This is a genomic window from Burkholderia sp. FERM BP-3421 (assembly GCF_028657905.1).
Lineage (GTDB): Bacteria > Pseudomonadota > Gammaproteobacteria > Burkholderiales > Burkholderiaceae > Burkholderia.
Window position 1 is genome coordinate 1843178 of sequence record NZ_CP117781.1, and the last position, 15896, is coordinate 1859073.

At 68.8% G+C, this 15896-nt stretch carries 14 protein-coding genes; 4 read left to right on the forward strand and 10 right to left on the reverse strand.

Annotated elements, in window-relative coordinates; all coding sequences use genetic code 11:
- Positions 1 to 13: 13 nt before the first annotated feature.
- From Bsp3421_RS11145 to Bsp3421_RS11155, 3 genes are all read right to left on the reverse strand, one after another.
- A complete protein-coding gene (locus Bsp3421_RS11145; protein ID WP_273996025.1) occupies positions 14 to 922 on the reverse strand; it encodes a phosphatase PAP2 family protein in 909 nt (302 codons plus the stop codon).
- Between the two features lie 169 nt (positions 923 to 1091).
- Complete coding sequence (fliD, locus tag Bsp3421_RS11150; RefSeq protein WP_273996027.1) at positions 1092 to 2633, reverse strand: flagellar filament capping protein FliD; 1542 nt, start codon at positions 2631 to 2633, stop codon at positions 1092 to 1094.
- A gap of 296 nt (positions 2634 to 2929) precedes the next feature.
- The gene (locus tag Bsp3421_RS11155; RefSeq protein WP_273996029.1) at positions 2930 to 3832 is read right to left on the reverse strand and encodes a phosphatidylinositol-specific phospholipase C; all 903 of its coding nucleotides are present in this window, start codon (positions 3830 to 3832) and stop codon (positions 2930 to 2932) included.
- A gap of 169 nt (positions 3833 to 4001) precedes the next feature.
- Between Bsp3421_RS11155 and Bsp3421_RS11160 the strand changes: the two genes are divergently transcribed.
- The gene (locus Bsp3421_RS11160; RefSeq protein ID WP_273996031.1) at positions 4002 to 5015 is read left to right on the forward strand and encodes a LacI family DNA-binding transcriptional regulator; all 1014 of its coding nucleotides are present in this window, start codon (positions 4002 to 4004) and stop codon (positions 5013 to 5015) included.
- A 17-nt stretch (positions 5016 to 5032) separates the two neighbouring features.
- Here Bsp3421_RS11160 and ugpC read toward each other — a convergent pair whose 3' ends face one another.
- From ugpC to Bsp3421_RS11190, 6 genes are all read right to left on the reverse strand, one after another.
- Positions 5033 to 6121, reverse strand: a complete 1089-nt coding sequence (gene ugpC / locus Bsp3421_RS11165; protein WP_273996032.1) for a sn-glycerol-3-phosphate ABC transporter ATP-binding protein UgpC — start codon at positions 6119 to 6121, stop codon at positions 5033 to 5035.
- Between the two features lie 79 nt (positions 6122 to 6200).
- Positions 6201 to 7400, reverse strand: coding sequence for a porin (locus Bsp3421_RS11170; protein WP_273996033.1), 1200 nt, complete (start codon positions 7398 to 7400; stop codon positions 6201 to 6203).
- Positions 7401 to 7503: 103 nt separating this feature from the next.
- Positions 7504 to 8316: a carbohydrate ABC transporter permease gene (locus Bsp3421_RS11175; protein WP_273998350.1), complete on the reverse strand. Its 813-nt coding sequence runs from the start codon at positions 8314 to 8316 to the stop codon at positions 7504 to 7506.
- A gap of 47 nt (positions 8317 to 8363) precedes the next feature.
- Positions 8364 to 9230: a carbohydrate ABC transporter permease gene (locus Bsp3421_RS11180; protein WP_273996034.1), complete on the reverse strand. Its 867-nt coding sequence runs from the start codon at positions 9228 to 9230 to the stop codon at positions 8364 to 8366.
- Positions 9231 to 9261: 31 nt separating this feature from the next.
- Positions 9262 to 10500 (reverse strand): ABC transporter substrate-binding protein, encoded by a 1239-nt coding sequence (locus Bsp3421_RS11185; protein ID WP_273996035.1) that lies wholly within the window; start codon positions 10498 to 10500, stop codon positions 9262 to 9264.
- A 183-nt stretch (positions 10501 to 10683) separates the two neighbouring features.
- Entirely contained in the window at positions 10684 to 11493 is an 810-nt protein-coding gene (locus Bsp3421_RS11190; protein WP_273996036.1) for a helix-turn-helix domain-containing protein, read from the reverse strand.
- 768 nt (positions 11494 to 12261) lie between these two features.
- On the opposite strand from Bsp3421_RS11190, the gene Bsp3421_RS11195 reads away from it, so the two are divergent.
- Together Bsp3421_RS11195 and Bsp3421_RS11200 are read left to right on the forward strand one after the other, a co-directional pair.
- Positions 12262 to 12852, forward strand: a complete 591-nt coding sequence (locus Bsp3421_RS11195; protein ID WP_273996037.1) for a tetratricopeptide repeat protein — start codon at positions 12262 to 12264, stop codon at positions 12850 to 12852.
- A gap of 121 nt (positions 12853 to 12973) precedes the next feature.
- Positions 12974 to 13804 carry a hypothetical protein gene (locus tag Bsp3421_RS11200; protein ID WP_273996038.1) on the forward strand — a complete coding sequence of 277 codons (831 nt, stop codon included), beginning with the start codon at positions 12974 to 12976 and terminating at the stop codon, positions 13802 to 13804.
- A 77-nt stretch (positions 13805 to 13881) separates the two neighbouring features.
- Here the strand turns inward: Bsp3421_RS11200 and Bsp3421_RS11205 are convergent, their stop codons facing one another.
- Positions 13882 to 14232 (reverse strand): VOC family protein, encoded by a 351-nt coding sequence (locus Bsp3421_RS11205; protein WP_273996039.1) that lies wholly within the window; start codon positions 14230 to 14232, stop codon positions 13882 to 13884.
- A gap of 273 nt (positions 14233 to 14505) precedes the next feature.
- Between Bsp3421_RS11205 and shiA the strand changes: the two genes are divergently transcribed.
- Positions 14506 to 15804 carry a shikimate transporter gene (gene shiA / locus Bsp3421_RS11210; protein WP_273996040.1) on the forward strand — a complete coding sequence of 433 codons (1299 nt, stop codon included), beginning with the start codon at positions 14506 to 14508 and terminating at the stop codon, positions 15802 to 15804.
- Positions 15805 to 15896 lie beyond the last annotated feature (92 nt).

Consider the following 15896-nt stretch of genomic DNA (forward strand, 5'->3'; position numbering starts at 1 on the left):
GGCCGCCCTGCCCTCAGCGCGCGATACGGGTGAACAGGCGCGAGCGGGCCGCGGCGATCGCGAGCGCCGCCGTCGCCCCGCCCGCCAGCACATCGACCAGGTAGTGACCGCCGTGGATGGGCGTGGCCGCGATCATGAGCGCGTCGAGCGCGACGAACCAGGAAAACGGCCGCGTGCCGCGCAGCGCGTAGGCGAGCGCGACGGCGATCACCGTATGGAACGACGGGAAGGCGTAGAGGCCCTGCGCGTGCAGCAGGCTGAACGATTTCAGCAGGCCCGCGCGCAGCGGCTCGAAATCCGCCCACAGCGCGAGATTCGCGTGCACCTCGGCCGCGTGGAGCTTGGCCGCGCCGGCCGCCGGGGCGAAGCCCGCGACGACCGTGGTGACAACGAATGCGAGCACGACCACGTTGAAGAACTCGATCACCCGCGCACGCCGGTTGGCCAGATTGCCATAGAGAATCACGAACGCCATCTGCGGCAGCGCGCTGTCATAGGCGACGCCGAGCAGCGCGTCGAGCGCGGGCCGCGCATGCAGCCAGCGATACAGCGCCGGCCAGTCGAAGCCGAGCCAGCGGTCCCAGCGCGCGAGCCGGGCGTCGACGAGCGGCGCGCCGGTGCTCACCACCAGGTAGCTGAACAACGCGGCGGCATGGCTGAACAGCATGAACTGCGCGGTATCGACGCACAGCGCGCGCAGGCGGGGATCGCGCCGGTAACGCACGGCGATGAGCGGCGCGAGCGGCCCCGCGCACATCGCGAGGCCCAGCAGCAGTTCGCGCGGTGCGATCGTCCAGCGCGCGGCGAGGCACCACGCCAGATCGAGACACAGGAACGCAAGCGCGGCGGGCAACAGCAACCGGCGCGGCATGCGATCCGCTCGCGCGGCGAACTTGGGGAAACGGACGGATTCGGTGGCCATGAGTTCCCGGGAAACGGTGAACCTGGCCGGCGGGCGCGCCTGTGCCGCAAGGCGCGCGATCGGACCGGTCACGCCGGCCGCCGGCAGGATCGGGCGAGGTCGGTGCCCGATGATCCTGCCGCGGCGGCGGAACCGCAAGAGGCGCGCGCGGGCCGCCGCGCGCCGGGGCTTACTTGTTGGCCAACGCGCCGGCGCTGTTCTGGCCGCCGAACAACGCCGTCAGGTAGTCGCCGTTGGTCTTCATCTTCGCCATCAGCGCGTCGAGCGCCGTGAACTGCGACTTGTACTGCGTGGTCAGCTGCGAGGTGTAAAGCTCCAACTGTTTCCCGCGCTGCGACAGGCTCTTCATGTCCGTGTCGATCGCGCTGAGACGGACCGCGATCGTACCCTTGTCGGTCAACTTGGTGCCGTCGTCGCGGATATGCAGATTGATCTGGTTGCTCATCTGCTTGCCGAGGCCGTCGGTTTCGTTGAACACCCGGGCCACGACCGCGGGCTTGTTCTGCAGCGCGGCCTTCAACGCGGCGTTGTCGACCACCAGCGAACCGTCCGGCAGGTTCGAGCCCAGCGGCGCGAACTTCACGCCGATTTCCGCGAAACCAGCCTTGGCCGTGCCGTTGTCAACGCCCCCCGCCATGATCTTGCCGAGCGAGTTGCGGATCGCGTTGAGCGTCTGATCACCGAGCAGGATGCCGCCCTGCTGGCCCTTCGCCGCGGTTTTGTCGAAGGTCGAGAACGCCGCCGCCGTCTTCATCACGGAGTTGTACTGGGCGACGAAATCGGTGACCACCTTTGCCTGCGCATCGATGTCGGGCGAGATCGTCAGCGTCTGGGTCGAGCCGAGCGCCTCCTGCGTGACGTTCAGCGTCACGCCGGCGATCACGTCCTTCATCGCGTTGTCGGCGTGGCGCGCCGTGATGCCGCCGACCGAGACGATCGCATCCTGGGCCGCCGCGTCCTTGCTCTGGGTCCAGGTGTGAGCCCCGTCCATCACCTTCGACGGGCCGCCCTTCGGATCGACCACCGACTGCACCGCGAACTTCGACAGGCCGCCGTCGTCCTTGACGTTGCTGACGTCGATGTTGATGACGTTCGCGCTGCCCGAGGCGACCGTGCGCAGCACCAGGTGCGCGCCGTCAGTGCCGTTGACGATCGTGGCCGTCACGCCCGGGTTCTTCTGCGAGGCGTTGATGGCGGCGGCGATGCCGGCCGGGGTGTTGTTCTCCGGGGTGACGTCGAGCTGCATCGACTTGTCGCCGACCTTGAGCGTCATCGTGCCGGTGCCGAGCTTCTGCTTCGGATCGAACGCGCTCGACACGAGCGTCTGGGAATTCGCGACCTGCTTGACTTCCACCTGGTAGCTGCCGGCCGTCGCGCCCTTCTCGGTGGTGGCCGTCAGGCCCTTGCCCGATGCGTTGACCGCGAATTTCTGCTGCAGCGTGCCGTCGGACAGCGAGGTCAGCGCCGTCTGCAGCGACGTCAGTTCGTTGCGCAGGCGGCCGAACGCGGCGGACAAATCGTTGTTCCGGGTGGTGGCGGCACTGATCGCCACGTTCAGGCCGGCCGTCTTGCCCTTGACCAGCACGGCGACCAGCCCATCGACGTCCAGATTGCTCTTGCCCGTGGCGCCGTTGATGATCGACTGCGCCGCGTCCTGCAGCGCAGAGTTGGAATTGATTGCCGTGTTGTTGGTTAAGCTGTCGATCGCCATGGACTACCCCCGCAAGTTGATTAATCTGACCATTACGACAGTAATTTTCGGAAAGATTAACGTAATACTTTAGCCCTGGATGCGAAAATTTCTGCGTAATCGGCATCCTGCCCTCGTTTTACGCGACGCCGCGTTGATATTTGTCGCTGCAGGTTGCACATTTGGAAACAATCCTGCCTCCTCCGTCCCGGCCCCGGGCGGCCAGGGTCGAGGCGCGAAACCGCCGCGCCCCGACTTCTTTCCCGCCGCTTCGGGTCTTTTTCGCCGCTCAATGTTGCCGATCTCCCTGCATCGGTTCATCCGCCGCCGTCGGCGGCCCGCCGATTGCGCTCGACCAGCGCACGCACGAGCGCCCAGTCCCGGTCGTCGCAGAAATCGAACAGCAGCGTGCCGCACGGGCCCGCGCACGCGGCCAACCGGGCCGCCAGCCGGGCATGGATGCCCACGCTGGCCGCGTCGCCGAGCGCGACCACCGACGGATTCGCCCCCATGCCGGTGCCGCTACAAAAATTCACGACCCAGCGGCCGGCCTCGACGAGCCGCGCCGTGTCCGCCAGCAGCGCATCGATCGCGCGCCACTTGTAATCGAGCGAGGCGCGCACCGGCACCCGGTATTCGTCCTGGATCGAGAACGCCGCGCCGGGCGCGTCGATGGTGAAACTGGCGTTGTCGGGCCACGCCGACGCGTCGAGCCCGAGCGGCTGCCCGCTTGCGAAGCGGCGCAGCAGCACGATCGCGCCGCGCGCCGCGCCGAGCGTCGACGCCACCGGCTCCAGCCGCCAGCGCAGGCGCGCATGGCGCTGCCGGTAAGCCGCGAAGGTCTGCGCGAAGGTCCGCGTGCAGGCGCGCGGACCGCACTCGTCCTTCACCGACATCACGATGGCTTCGCCCGGATGCGCGGCGAGAAAGCGCGCGCAGTCGTCGAGCACGTCGTCGAACATCAGCCCGAGCGGGATGCCGCCATGATTGATATGGAACAGGTCCCGCTCATGCCGGCAGCGGATGTCGAGCACCCGCACGCCGTGGCGCAGCTGCGCGTCGAGCGGGGCCGACTGGGTGCGGGCGAGCGCGTCGTCGACGGTATACGCACAGGTGTCATGACTCCCGGCTAAGGTAAGCGCCTGGAGCGCCCGGCTGTCGTCGAGCGCCGCCATCCAGTCGGACAGCGGCAAGGAGGCATCGGTCTGGCAATGGGTCATGGAAAATGGCCGGCGATGGCAAGGCGGACCGGCGCGCCGGCACGCGCCGTCCGGATGGATCAATCAATACTTCGCGGGTGCGGCCGCGCGGCGCGTGCCGCGCGGCCGTATCATGTGTCGCCGCCCGGGCGCCGCCGCTGCGCGCCGGGCCTCGCCCCTTCGATCGCGCATGGCTGACAAACCGAACAAGCACTGGGTCACCGCCTCCGACGTCGCGCTGCGCGCCGGCGTCTCCCGCTCCGCCGTCTCCCGCGCCTTCTCGCCGACCGCGAGCATCGCGCCCGAAACCCGCGAGCGCGTGATGCGCGCCGCGCGCGCGCTCGGCTACCAGGTCAACCTGATCGCGCGCGACATGATCACGCAGCGCAGCAGCATGGTCGGCGTCGTCACGGCCGGCTTCGAGAATCCGTTTCGCGCCAAGCTGCTCGCGGACATCCTCACCGCGCTCGGCCGCTATGCGCTGACGCCGCTCGTGATGAACGCCGAGGATCCGCGCCAGATCAAGCACTCGCTCGAAATGCTGCTCAGCTACCGGATCGCGGGCATCGTGATGACCTCGGCCTCGCCGCCGCTGCGGCTCGCGCGCCAGTACCTCGACCACCAGATTCCGGTCGCGATGATCAACCGCGCGTCGAACCTGCCGGGCGCCGACGTGGTCGTCAGCGACAACGCGGCCGGCGCGGCGCACGCCGCCCGGCTGCTGACGCGCGCCGGGGCGCGCCGGCTCGCGTTCGTCGGACCGGTCGAGACCAGCTACAGCGCACTCGCGCGGCATGCCGAGTTCGCGCGCTTGGCGCCGGAGGGCGGCTTGCCGCCCGTCGCGCTGCTCGATACGCCCGCCGACACTTACGCATCGGGCGTCGCGGCCGCGCACCGGCTGGCCGCGCTCGACCCGCGTCCCGACGGCGTGTTCTGCTCGTCGGACCTGCTCGCGCTCGGGCTGATCGATACGGCGCGCCACCATTACGGCCTGAGCGTGCCCGGCGACCTGTGCGTGATCGGCTTCGACGACATTCCGGCGGCCGGCTACGACACCTATCAATTGAGCACGATCCAGCAGGACACACACGGGCTCGCGAATCAGGCCGTCGACATGCTCGCGGATCGCATCGATGCCTACAGCGGCGATTCCCGCACGCGCGTCGTGCCCGTCACGAGCGTGGTGCGCAAGACCTGCGGCTGAGGCGCGCGGCGCGCCGCTCAATGGACGCGGCGCCCGGTTTCCCGGTCGAACAGATGCAGGTGGGCCGGCGGCAGATGGAGTTCGAGCGCGTCGCCCGGCGTCGCGCGCAGGCCATGCGGCAGCCGCACCGCGACGCTCGCGTCGCCCCACGCGCCGAACGCGAGCGTATCCGCGCCGAGCATCTCGACCAGTTCCACCGGCAGCGCCGCCCGCGCACAGCCCTCGGCACGGCCGAGCCCGAGATGCTCGGGACGTATGCCGAGCACGTAGCCCCGCCCGGGCCGAAGCCCGTCCACCCGCCGCCATGCCTCGGGCAGCGCGAGCGAGGGGCCGCCGTCGACCTCGAACGCCCCGCCGTCGGCCGCGAGCCGGCCCGGCAGCAGGTTCATCGGCGGCGCGCCCATGAAGCTCGCGACGAAGGTGCTGCCCGGGCGCGCATAGATCTGCTCGGGCGTGTCGATCTGCTCGACCCGCCCCTGGTTCAGCACGACGATGCGCTGCGCGAGCGTCATCGCCTCGACCTGGTCGTGGGTCACGTACAGCGTGGTGGTCGCGAGCCGCGCATGCAGCCGCCGCATTTCGACGCGCAGCTGCGCGCGCAGGCGGGCATCGAGATTCGACAGCGGCTCGTCGAACAGGAACAGCGCCGGCTCGCGCACGATCGCGCGCCCCATCGCCACGCGCTGCCGCTGGCCGCCCGACAATTCGCCGGGCTTGCGCGCGAGCAGCGCGTCGAGCGCCAGCATCCGCGCCGTCTGCGCGACCCGCGTGCGGATCGCATCGGGCGCGACGCCGCGCATGCGCATCCCGAACGCGATGTTGTCCGCGACCGTCAGATGCGGATACAGCGCGTAGTTCTGGAACACCATCGCGACGTCGCGATCGCGCGCGTCGATGTCGTTGACCCGCCGCCCGCCGATGCGGATCTCGCCCGAGGTCACGCTGTCGAGGCCCGCCGTGAGCCGCAGCAGCGTGGATTTGCCGCAGCCGGACGGGCCGACCAGCACGACGAATTCGCCGTCGGCGACGTCGAGGTCGATGTGCTGCAGCACCGGCTGCCGGAGCGCGCGGGTCTTGCGAACCGCGTTGAGCGTGAGTGTCGCCACGGGGATTCCTGGTTGTCTGTGCCAAGGCGCCGCGCCCGGCGAAGCGGGCGCGGCGCGTGCGGAGCGGGACGCGGTTGCGTCAGAAGCGATGCAGCATCCCGCCGCCCACGACGATCTGCGTGCGCGTCGACGCGGGCGTGCCATTGAAGCCGTCGCCGACCGAGGCGGTCGCGTCGATGATCTGCGTGCCGTTCGAGCCGATCGTCTTGCCGTTCGCGCGCTGGAACGCCTCGCCCAGATACAGCCCGGTGCGCTTCGACAGGCTGTAGTACTGGGTCAGCGACAGCTGGTGATACTGCGCGGCGCTCGTGATGCCGTTCGACTGGGTCGCGCGCGTGTAGCTGTAGCCGCCCGCGAGATCCCAGGTCGCGCTCGGCTTCCAGTGCAGCGCGATGCCGCCGGTGTTGAAGGTCGCGGTATTGCGGAACGCCGAGCCGGCGCCCGGCAGGTACTGCACGTTCGAATACGACACCGACACGTCCCACGCCGAGGAGAACTGATAGCCCGCCGTCACCGCCACGCGCTGCTGCGCCTGCGCGGTCTGGTAGCCGTTGTTGATCGCCGACACGCCCGGCTGGCCGCCCGAGCTGGTCGTCGAATCCGCGCCCCACGCGCCGCCGCCGGGCGTGGAGTTGTTGACGCGCTGGAAGCCGGCCGCGATGCCGAGCGGCCCGTTCAGGTATTGCAGCGCGGCGCTCCAGGTGGAGCCGCGGTTGACGCTGCCGGCGACGCCGCCCAGCGCGTACGACCCGCTCACGGTGAAGCCGCCGATCTTCGGGGACGTGTAGACGAGCGAGTTGTTCGCGCGGATCGTGGTGTCGAGCGAGTCGATATCGCCCGGGTGCGCGCCGAAGAAGCCCGTGAGCCAGGTGGTCGGGCTGTACGGCGACAGCAGCGTGTAGTACGCCGTGTACTGGCGGCCGGCCGTCAGCGAGCCGTAGACGGGGTTGGTCAGGCCGACCCACGCCTGGCGCGTGAAGATGCCGCCCGCGAACTGCGCGGTGCCGTTGGTCGTGCTGACGCCGGACTCGAGCTGGAAGATCGCCTTCGTGCCGCCGCCGAGATCCTCACCGCCCTTCAGGCCGAACCGGCTGCCGGCCCAGGCGCCCGTCGACATCGTCACGGCCGAACGGCCGCCCGAGGTCGAGCCGCGCGTGGTGCTGCTGTTCTGGTAAACGATGCCGTTGTCGAGCACCCCGTAAAGCGTGACGCTGCTCTGGGCATGCGCGGCGGCGGCCGCGAAACCCGCTGCTGCGAAAACGACCATGCGCTTGTTCATTTATGCTGGACTCCTAATGGTTGTATGGCGGGCGCGACGGCGTCCGGCCGGATTCAGGTGCCTCTCGCGCCCGGACCGTCGCGCGGCCCGGGCTTTGTTCGATCTATTTGAGCCCGCCCGCGAAACCGCGCAGCAGGTAGCGCTGCACGTAGCCCGCCACGGCGAGCGTCGGCAGCGACGCGATCAGCCCCGCGCTCATCAGGTCGCCCCAGTCGATGCCGTTTTCGGTCACGTAGCCGGCGATCGCGAGCGGCAGCGTGAAGCGGCTCGGCGTCGACACGAACAGCAGCGCGAGCAGGAATTCGTTCCACGCGGCGATGAACACGAAGATCGCCGTCGCCATCAGCCCCGGCGCGCACAGCGGCAGCACGATATGCAGGAGACGGCGCGCGAGGCCCGCGCCGTCGAGGCAGGCCGCCTCCTCGTATTCGACCGGCACTTCGCGTACGAACGACAGCAGCATCCAGATCGCCATCGGCAGCGTGTAGATCTGGTACGCGAGCATCAGCCCGGGCAGCGAGTCGAGCAGATGCAGGGTTTTCGCGAGCGTGAACAGCGGCACGGCGATCGTGATCGGCGGCATCAGCTTCAGCGCGAGCACCAGGAGCAGGAACAGCAGGTCGAGCCGCGCCGGGAAGCGCAGCCTGGCGAGCGCGTAGGCTGCCGGAAACGCGAGCGCCAGCGACAGGATGGTCGCACCGCTGCTCACGAGCAGCGAATTCGCGACCTGAACGCCGATCCCGCTGGCCCAGACCGCCGAGAAATGCGCCAAGGTGGGCGCGGCCGGCCACAGCCGCAGCGGATGATCGAGCCGTTCGAGCGTCGGCATGAAGGCCGCGCCGAGCATCCACAGACAAGGCAGCAGCAAGGCGAGCAGCGCCGCGCCGCGCAAGGCGCCAAGCGCCATCCTGCCCATCGCGCGGGCGGCCGGACGCGGCGGCGCGGCCTGTGCCGGCGCACCCATCAGTTGCCCCGCTTGCGAAACGATAGCCATACATATCCCGAGACGAGCACGGCCGACGCCGCGAGCATCAGGACCGCCGCCGCGCTGGCCGGCCCCTGGTTGAAGAAGCGGAAGCCCGTGTCGTAGACATAGGTCGACAGGGTCTGCGTCGCGTTGCCCGGCCCGCCGCCCGTGAGCGCGTAGACCTTGTCGAACAGCTTGAAGGTGTCGATCGAGCGCAACAGCAGCGCGAGCGCGATCTGCGGCGCGGCGAGCGGCAGCGTGATATGGGCGAGGCATTGCCAGTCGCTCGCGCCGTCGGTGCGCGCGGCCTCGTACAGCTCGCGCGGAATCGCCTGCAAGCCGGCCAGGATGATCAGGAACGCCATCGGCGTCCATTGCCACACGTCGACCAGGATCAGCGACCAGATCGCGAGCTGCGGATCGGACAGCCAGCGCACGCCCGGCAGGCCGGCTGCCGCCAGCAGCGCGTTCAGGAAACCGTTGTAGTTGAGCCAGTTGCGCCAGATCGCCGAACACACGAGCGTCGACAGCATCATCGGCAGGATCGCGAGCGGCAGCGCGATGCGCCGGCCCGGAAACGCGCGCACGAACAGCAGCGCGAGCCCGAAGCCGAGCGCCACCTCGGCGAGCGAGGCGACCACGGTGAAGTGCAGCGTATTGGCGAAACTCGCCGCGAAGGCGTCGTCGCCGAGCACCGCCCGGTAATGCGCGAGCCCCGCGAGCACCGGGCCGCCCGCCCCGCCGCCGCGCAGGAACGAGTCGGCCAGCACCCGCGCCACCGGATACAGCGCGAGCACGCCGAGCACCAGCAGCGCGGGCGCGGTCAGGAACGCGAGCGGCAGGATGCCGCGCAGCGATTTCATCGGTTCGACTCCCGCGTGCGGGACGCGCGCGTCACTGGCTGCCCGCCGCGAGCGCCTGCGCCATCTTCTGCGCGGCCTGGCGCAAGGCGGCGTCCGGCGCGCTCTGGCCCGTCAGCGCGAGCTGCAGCTGGTCGCCGAGGATGCTTTCGAGTTGCTGCCAGTCCTTCACGCGCGGCCGCGCGCGGCCCGCCTCGAGCGCCTTCAGCTGGTCCGGATACCAGCGGAACTGCTTGACCAGCGCCGGATCGGCGAACACGCTGCGGCGGGTCGGCGGCAGGCCGAGCGCCGCGAGGCGCGTCTGCGTGTCGCGCGACGTCAGATAGGCCAGGAACGCCTGCGCGAGCGGCGCGTGCGGCGCATCCTTCGGAATCGCCATCTGCCAGATGCCGAGCATCGGCGCCGGGCCCGTCACCTGCCCCGGCGGCGCCTGCAAGCCGATCCGCGCGACGACCCGCGACTGCTGCGGATCGTCGAGCGCCGGAATCCATGCCGGCCACACCTCGATCGCCTGCGCCGCCGCGCCGCGCTGCAATGCGTCGCGCACTTCGGCCGCGCCGTAGACGTCGACGTCGCGCGGCGCCCAGGGCTTGAGCGCGAGGAACGTCTTCAGGGCCGCGCGCGCCTGCGGCGTGTCGATCGCGACCTTGCCGTCGCGGTCGAGCACATCGCCGCCGTACGCCCACAGGATCGGCAGGAAGCCCGTCACGACCGGATTGCCCTTGGTGCCGCGGAACACCACGCCGGCCGTCTGCTTGTCCGCCGTCCCGATGGTCTGCGCGATCTTCAGCACATCGTCCCAGGTGCGCGGCGGCTGCAGTTTGTATTTCGCGAGCAGATCCTTGCGGTAGGCGAACAGCTCGACGTTGCCGACCACCGGCAGCGCATACAGGCCGCCGGACGCGGCGCGGCCGAGCGCGACCGTCGACGGCACGAGGTCCGCGTCCGCGAGCGCCCCGGGCAGCGGCTTCAGCCAGCCGTTGCCGATGAATTCAGGCGCCCAGGTGTCGTCCATCATGATCAGGTCGTACGCGCTCGTCCCCTCGCGCAGCGACAGCTTGAGCTTCTGGTACAGGCCGCTGTTCGGCAGCTTCAGCAATTCGATGTCCGCGCCCGGGTGCAGCTTCGTGAAGCCGGCGACCGCCTCGGCGAGGCCCTTGCCATAGATGTCGTCGCGTCCCGCGATCACGAGGTCCGCCGCGCTCGCGCCGAGGCTCGTGACGGTAAGGGCGATGGCGACGGATAACGCGCGCAGGCGGCTGGACAGTTTCATCGGGGCTCTCTCGGGTGAACGCCGCGTGGCTCGCGACAGGATTGCACACGTGTGCAACGCCGGCTCCAACTCACGGCGATCGACACGGGCGCCATTGTCGCGGCCCATCGTTAAAGATTTATGGCATCGGTTTCCTGGAAGTGCGTCGGGAGGTGCGTCGGCCGCCACGCGGCGGCCGGCCGTTCAGGCGCCGGCGCGTGGCGCGCGTTCGAGGGTTTCGCGCGGCGTATGGCCGAATTCGGCCTTGAAAACCCGACTGAAGTGCTTCTCGCTGACGAAGCCGTGGCACCACGCGATCTCCGCGATGCGCATCTTCGGTCGCGCCGGATCGGCCAGGATCTCGCGGATCCGCAGCAGCCGCTCGCGCTGCACGACCCGCATCACCCCGCCCGACGGCGCGAACAGCTGGTACAGCTTGGAACGCGAGATGCCGACGTCCTTGCAGATCCGCTCGGGCGTGAGGTCGGCGCTGGACAGGTTGCTGTCGATGTAGCGCTGCACGCGCTGAAACAGCACCGTGTTGGGCGGCGCTCGCCCTTCGTCGCGCGCGGCGTCGGGCAGCGGGCGCAGCCCTGCCCGCATCAGGCTGTTGGTTGCCTGGATCACGTGCGGGGTCTCCGCCGCGCTCAGGTGCGGCAGATGCTTGCGCAGCGAGCACAGGTAGTCGAACAGCAGTTCGCTCGCGGCGTCGGAGACCTGCAATTCCGCCGCCGGCCCCTCAAGGGGATCCGGTTGCCCGGGCGGCGCAGCCACGCCCGGGTGCGTCGCCTGCCCATCACGGGCCTCGGCGGCCTCGCGGCGCGCGTCCGCCGCGGCAAGCGACCGATGCACCAGCGCGGCGTGCCCCCCCGCCGCCTCCAGGGCCGCCCCCGGTTGCCCAGCATCCTGCTTAGATATGTCGTCCATTGACGGTACCCCAGCCTGTCCGGTCGACAGCACGGAGCGGGCTCTCAGCCGCTGCGCACGCCGGCAGGCATCGTTTCCTTTCTTCATTGCGCGCACTGCGTCGTCGCGCTTGTCATGTGGAATGTGATGCCCCGCTCCAGATTGAAACCGGCAACGAAGCCCACCGCCCGCCCACCTGTGAAAACCCCTTCGACTTACGCCCAATCACAATAAAACATGTGCAGATCGCACCGCGACTTTGCATGTCGAATTGCCCGGGATAATCGCCCACGGGATTAACTTCCGCTCGCTTCCACTTAACTTTGTTTGATATGACACGTCTGAAAACAAGCTTTCAGGCGACTTGAACCAGATCCGATGACTATCCTTCCATGCAAGGAAATATTCTGACACGGAATGCTCCGTTGTGATCAGCCCCGAAATAAAACCGAGCGAACATCCCAGAAATGAGGCTTCCCATCAATTATCTGCAATAGCAGTCCAGCCTTTTCGCATTGGAATTCTCATTTAACGATAGGATTCCAAGATACTCATCTGCCGCGGGACGGCGGGTCACCAAATCTGGACGGGCGGACACCCCGCCGCGACGAAGAGATTTTATTATCCCGATCCACGCAAGCCCGATTGAAGCGGCGGTAATTAAAGGATTAATCCTGATTCGCCGACCGGATAAACATTCAGCGCTACTGACGGGAAAGCGGTTTTGCGCATCATGCGTTGCCAGGATCCCGACAAGGGCCCCGATCGAAATCGCGAGAACCGCCGGTATGCATCGCGCCAATGGCTATGGATTCCTAATGAATAACCTGAGCCGAGGCGACGTCGTCAGCAGTCAACAGGGGACCAGGGGTCAACATGAAGTATCGCTTTCTCGCGCCGTGCATCGCCGTCCTGGCGCTCGCCGCCTGTGCGCAAAATCCGTCCGCCGGCAACCTGGTGCGTATCTGCGACGACCGCGGCTGCGCGGACCGTCCGAAGGATCAGGTGTCGTTCGACGCCTCGGCGAACGCGTCCGAGCGCGTCGATCCGCGCATCGCCGCGCTGAAGGCGAGCGCCGAGACCGAGCCGCGCGCGGCCTACGACCTCGGCCTGCGCTACTTCCGCGGCGACGGCGTCCGGCAGGACAGCTATCAGGCGCTCGTCTGGATGCGCAAGGCCGCCGAGGGCGGCAACCTCGCCGCCCAGAAAGCGCTCGGCAGCTACTACCTGTTCGGCCTCGAAGAGATGGGCCCGGACCCGCGCGAAGCCGAGAAATGGCTGTCGATCGCGGTGAGCCGCGGCGACAAGGACTCGCAGAAGCTGCTCGAACAGGCCCGCGCGGCCAAGCAATCCGACGAACAGGAATACAAGTGGCTCACGCGCTGGCGTGACGTCTATTACGGCTACTGGAATGCGGGCTACCCGTACCAGGGCGTCTGGCGCGAGACGTCCTGGTACTGGTATTGACCGGATCCGGAAGCTGCCGGGCCGCAGCGGGGAGACCGACTCGTCGCGTGACTTGCCGGGGGCTTAGCAACGTGCATCACGCACTAGGCCGAACTTCGACTCAACTGTGATCCATAACGACATGAAGACCACTCATTCCAGCCGTTTCACCCTCCAATGCGCGGTCGCGGCCACGCTGGCCGCATCGCTCGCCGCGTGCGGCGGCATGGTGACGCCGGGCGGCGAAAATGCCGGCGTGACGGGCGCGGCCGCGGGCGGCACCAGCGCCGGCGCCGATTCGACGCTGCAGCGCTGCACCGCGCCGCTCGGCACGATCGCGGTCGACGACGGCCGCAACGCCGACTGGTGGGGCCAGTTCGGCAGCGCCACCAAGGTGACGAGCATCGATCCGCTGCTGCGCCTCGCGGTGCAGCAGTCCAACTGCTTCGTGATCACCTCGATCGGCAACCAGAAGAGCGATGCGCGCCTGGCCCGCATCACCGACCTGCAGCGCAATACCGGCGAGTATCGCGCGGGCTCGAAACAGCAGAAGGGACAGCGCGTCGCGGCCGATTACTACATGGAACCGCAGATCGTGATCAACGATTCGCCGGTCGGCGGCATCGGCAGCATGATCGGCGGGCTGATCGGCAGCAGCGCGGTCGCGCGGGTCGCGGGCAGCCTGCAGACGAAGTCGTCGGTCGTCACGCTGACGCTGTTCGACGTGCGCTCGGCGGTGCAGATCGCCGCCGCCGAAGGCAGCTCGACCTCGACCAACTTCGGCGCGGCGCTGTCGGGCTTCGGCGGCAACGTGGGCGGCGGCCTGAGCGGTTTCACGTCGACGCCGGAAGGCAAGGCCACGGTGGTCGCGTTCATCGACGCGTACAACAAGATGGTCGTCTCGCTGCGCAGCTACAAGGCCCAGGACGTCAAGGGCGGCCTCGGCCGCGGCGGCCAGTTGAAGGTCAACTGACCAGCCGGCGCAGGGGGCCGGCCCGGTCCCCTGCCCCTGCGCGCCGCGCAAGGACGGCGGGCCAGGCCACGGGTCGGTCAGCCGTGGCCCTTGTACAACTCGAATTCGTGGCCGTCCGGCGCGGCGAGCACGATGCTGTTCATCGCCGGATCATCGAGACCGTCGACCACCACCGACGCGCCGAGCGCCCGCGCCTTCGCGGCGAACGCGGCCAGCGCGGCCGCCTCGAATTCGAACACCGGCACGCACGCGCTGCCCGTCAGGGTTTCCCCAAAATCGTTCAGCAGCAGGCCGAGGCGCACCTCGCCGATCGCGAATTCCGTCCAGTGCGCCGAACGGCGTCCGGGCGGCCGCGCCAGCAGGCTCTCCCAGAACGCGACCGACTGTTCCATGTCGGTCACCTTGAAATAGACGCTCCTGACGCGCATCGCAGACTCCCGGATGAGGACGAACGCCGCGGAATGGCGGCGAATCGCGTCGCGCACTATACACCCGCCCGAGTACGCCCGCAGCGGCTCCAACAGCCAGTCGGCCGCCCGGAAAACGCGCCTCGGCAGAACGAATCCACGCGATGATCGCGTGCGTTCAGGTCGGCGCGCCATTGCCGCGACACCTCGGCCCCACTTATCCTCCTACGTTCAGCGACTGCGCCGCGACACGCGGCGGCCCGCCTTTCCCAGATCTAACGGAGACCCGCTTTCATGACCGCATCCACCGATTCCCTCGACCGCGCACCGGGCGAGCGCAGCCAGGCGCGCCGGGCCGCGCTCGGCAGTTTCGTCGGCGCCGTGGTCGACTGGTACGACTTCCTGCTGTACGGCATCGTCGCCGCGCTGGTGTTCAACACCGCGTTCTTTCCGGCGATCAGCCCGACCATGGGCACCCTCGCCGCGTTCGCCACCTTCGGCGTCGGCTTCCTGTTCCGGCCGCTGGGCGGCGTCGTGTTCGGGCATTACGGCGACCGGCTCGGCCGCAAGCGCATGCTGGTGCTGACCGTGATGCTGATGGGCCTGTCCACGGTCGCGATCGGCCTGCTGCCGACCTTCGCGTCGATCGGCTGGTGGGCGCCCGTGCTGCTCGTGCTGCTGCGCGCGGCGCAGGGCTTCGCGGTCGGCGGCGAATGGGGCGGCGCGGCGCTGATGGCGGTCGAAAGCGCACCGCGCCGGCACAAGGCGTTCTACAGCAGCGGCGTGCAGGTCGGATACGGCGTCGGACTCGTGCTGGCGACGGGCGTCGTCTCGCTGTCGAGCCACCTGCTCGGCGACGACGCGTTCCGCGCCTGGGGTTGGCGCCTGCCGTTCGTGTTCAGCATCGCGCTCGTGCTGGTCGGCCTGTGGGTGCGCGCGAGCATGACGGAATCGCACGAGTTCGTCGAACGGGTCGAGCAAGGCGGACGCCGCCTGAAGCTGCCGGTGCTCGAAGCACTCGCGCGCCATCCGAAGGCCTTCCTGTTCATCATCGCGCTGCGCCTCGCGGAACTGTTCACGATGTATATCGTCACCACGTTCGCGCTCAGCTACTCGACCCGCAACCTGGGCATGTCGCGCGACCTGTTCCTGAACATCGGCCTGCTCGTCGGCGCGCTCAGCTGCGTGACGATCCCCTGCTTCGCCCGGCTCGCCGATCGCTACGAGCTGCGCCGCATCTACCTGATCGGCGCGCTGCTCGGCTGCGTCTGCGCGGTGCCGTTCTTCATCGCGCTGGAGGCGCGCGCCACCGCCTGGATCGTGGTTTTCTCGGTGCTGCTCGCCAATCTCGCGCACGACATGGTGGTCAGCGTCCAGCAGCCGCTCTTCACCGATCTGTTCGGTGCGGAATACCGCTATAGCGGCGCGGGCGTCGGCTATCAGGTCGCGAGCGTGGTGGGCGGCGGCTTCACGCCGTTCATCGCGGTCGCGCTCGTGAACGTCGCGGACGGCGCGTGGTATCTCGTCGCGGGCTATCTCGCGCTCGGCTGCCTGATCTCCGCCGGGGTCGCCGCGCGGATGCGGTCGGTCTGAGCGCCTGAGCGGGCGCGCCGGCGCTCGATCCTGGCGGCGGAACCCGTCGATTCCGAAATCGCCCGCTCGATCCCCATCCCATCCCGCACGCC

Bases quoted from the DNA above. Each gene is read 5' to 3' on its own strand.
- shiA (WP_273996040.1), top strand. From the start codon at position 14,506: ATGACCGCATCCACCGATTCCCTCGACCGCGCACCGGGCGAGCGCAGC.
- Bsp3421_RS11205 (WP_273996039.1), bottom strand. From the start codon at position 14,232: ATGCGCGTCAGGAGCGTCTATTTCAAGGTGACCGACATGGAACAGTCG.
- Bsp3421_RS11180 (WP_273996034.1), bottom strand. From the start codon at position 9,230: ATGAAATCGCTGCGCGGCATCCTGCCGCTCGCGTTCCTGACCGCGCCC.
- Bsp3421_RS11175 (WP_273998350.1), bottom strand. From the start codon at position 8,316: ATGGGCAGGATGGCGCTTGGCGCCTTGCGCGGCGCGGCGCTGCTCGCC.
- Bsp3421_RS11170 (WP_273996033.1), bottom strand. From the start codon at position 7,400: ATGAACAAGCGCATGGTCGTTTTCGCAGCAGCGGGTTTCGCGGCCGCC.
- Bsp3421_RS11190 (WP_273996036.1), bottom strand. From the start codon at position 11,493: ATGAAGAAAGGAAACGATGCCTGCCGGCGTGCGCAGCGGCTGAGAGCC.
- Bsp3421_RS11145 (WP_273996025.1), bottom strand. From the start codon at position 922: ATGGCCACCGAATCCGTCCGTTTCCCCAAGTTCGCCGCGCGAGCGGAT.
- Bsp3421_RS11200 (WP_273996038.1), top strand. From the start codon at position 12,974: ATGAAGACCACTCATTCCAGCCGTTTCACCCTCCAATGCGCGGTCGCG.
- Bsp3421_RS11155 (WP_273996029.1), bottom strand. From the start codon at position 3,832: ATGACCCATTGCCAGACCGATGCCTCCTTGCCGCTGTCCGACTGGATG.
- Bsp3421_RS11185 (WP_273996035.1), bottom strand. From the start codon at position 10,500: ATGAAACTGTCCAGCCGCCTGCGCGCGTTATCCGTCGCCATCGCCCTT.
- fliD (WP_273996027.1), bottom strand. From the start codon at position 2,633: ATGGCGATCGACAGCTTAACCAACAACACGGCAATCAATTCCAACTCT.
- Bsp3421_RS11160 (WP_273996031.1), top strand. From the start codon at position 4,002: ATGGCTGACAAACCGAACAAGCACTGGGTCACCGCCTCCGACGTCGCG.
- Bsp3421_RS11195 (WP_273996037.1), top strand. From the start codon at position 12,262: ATGAAGTATCGCTTTCTCGCGCCGTGCATCGCCGTCCTGGCGCTCGCC.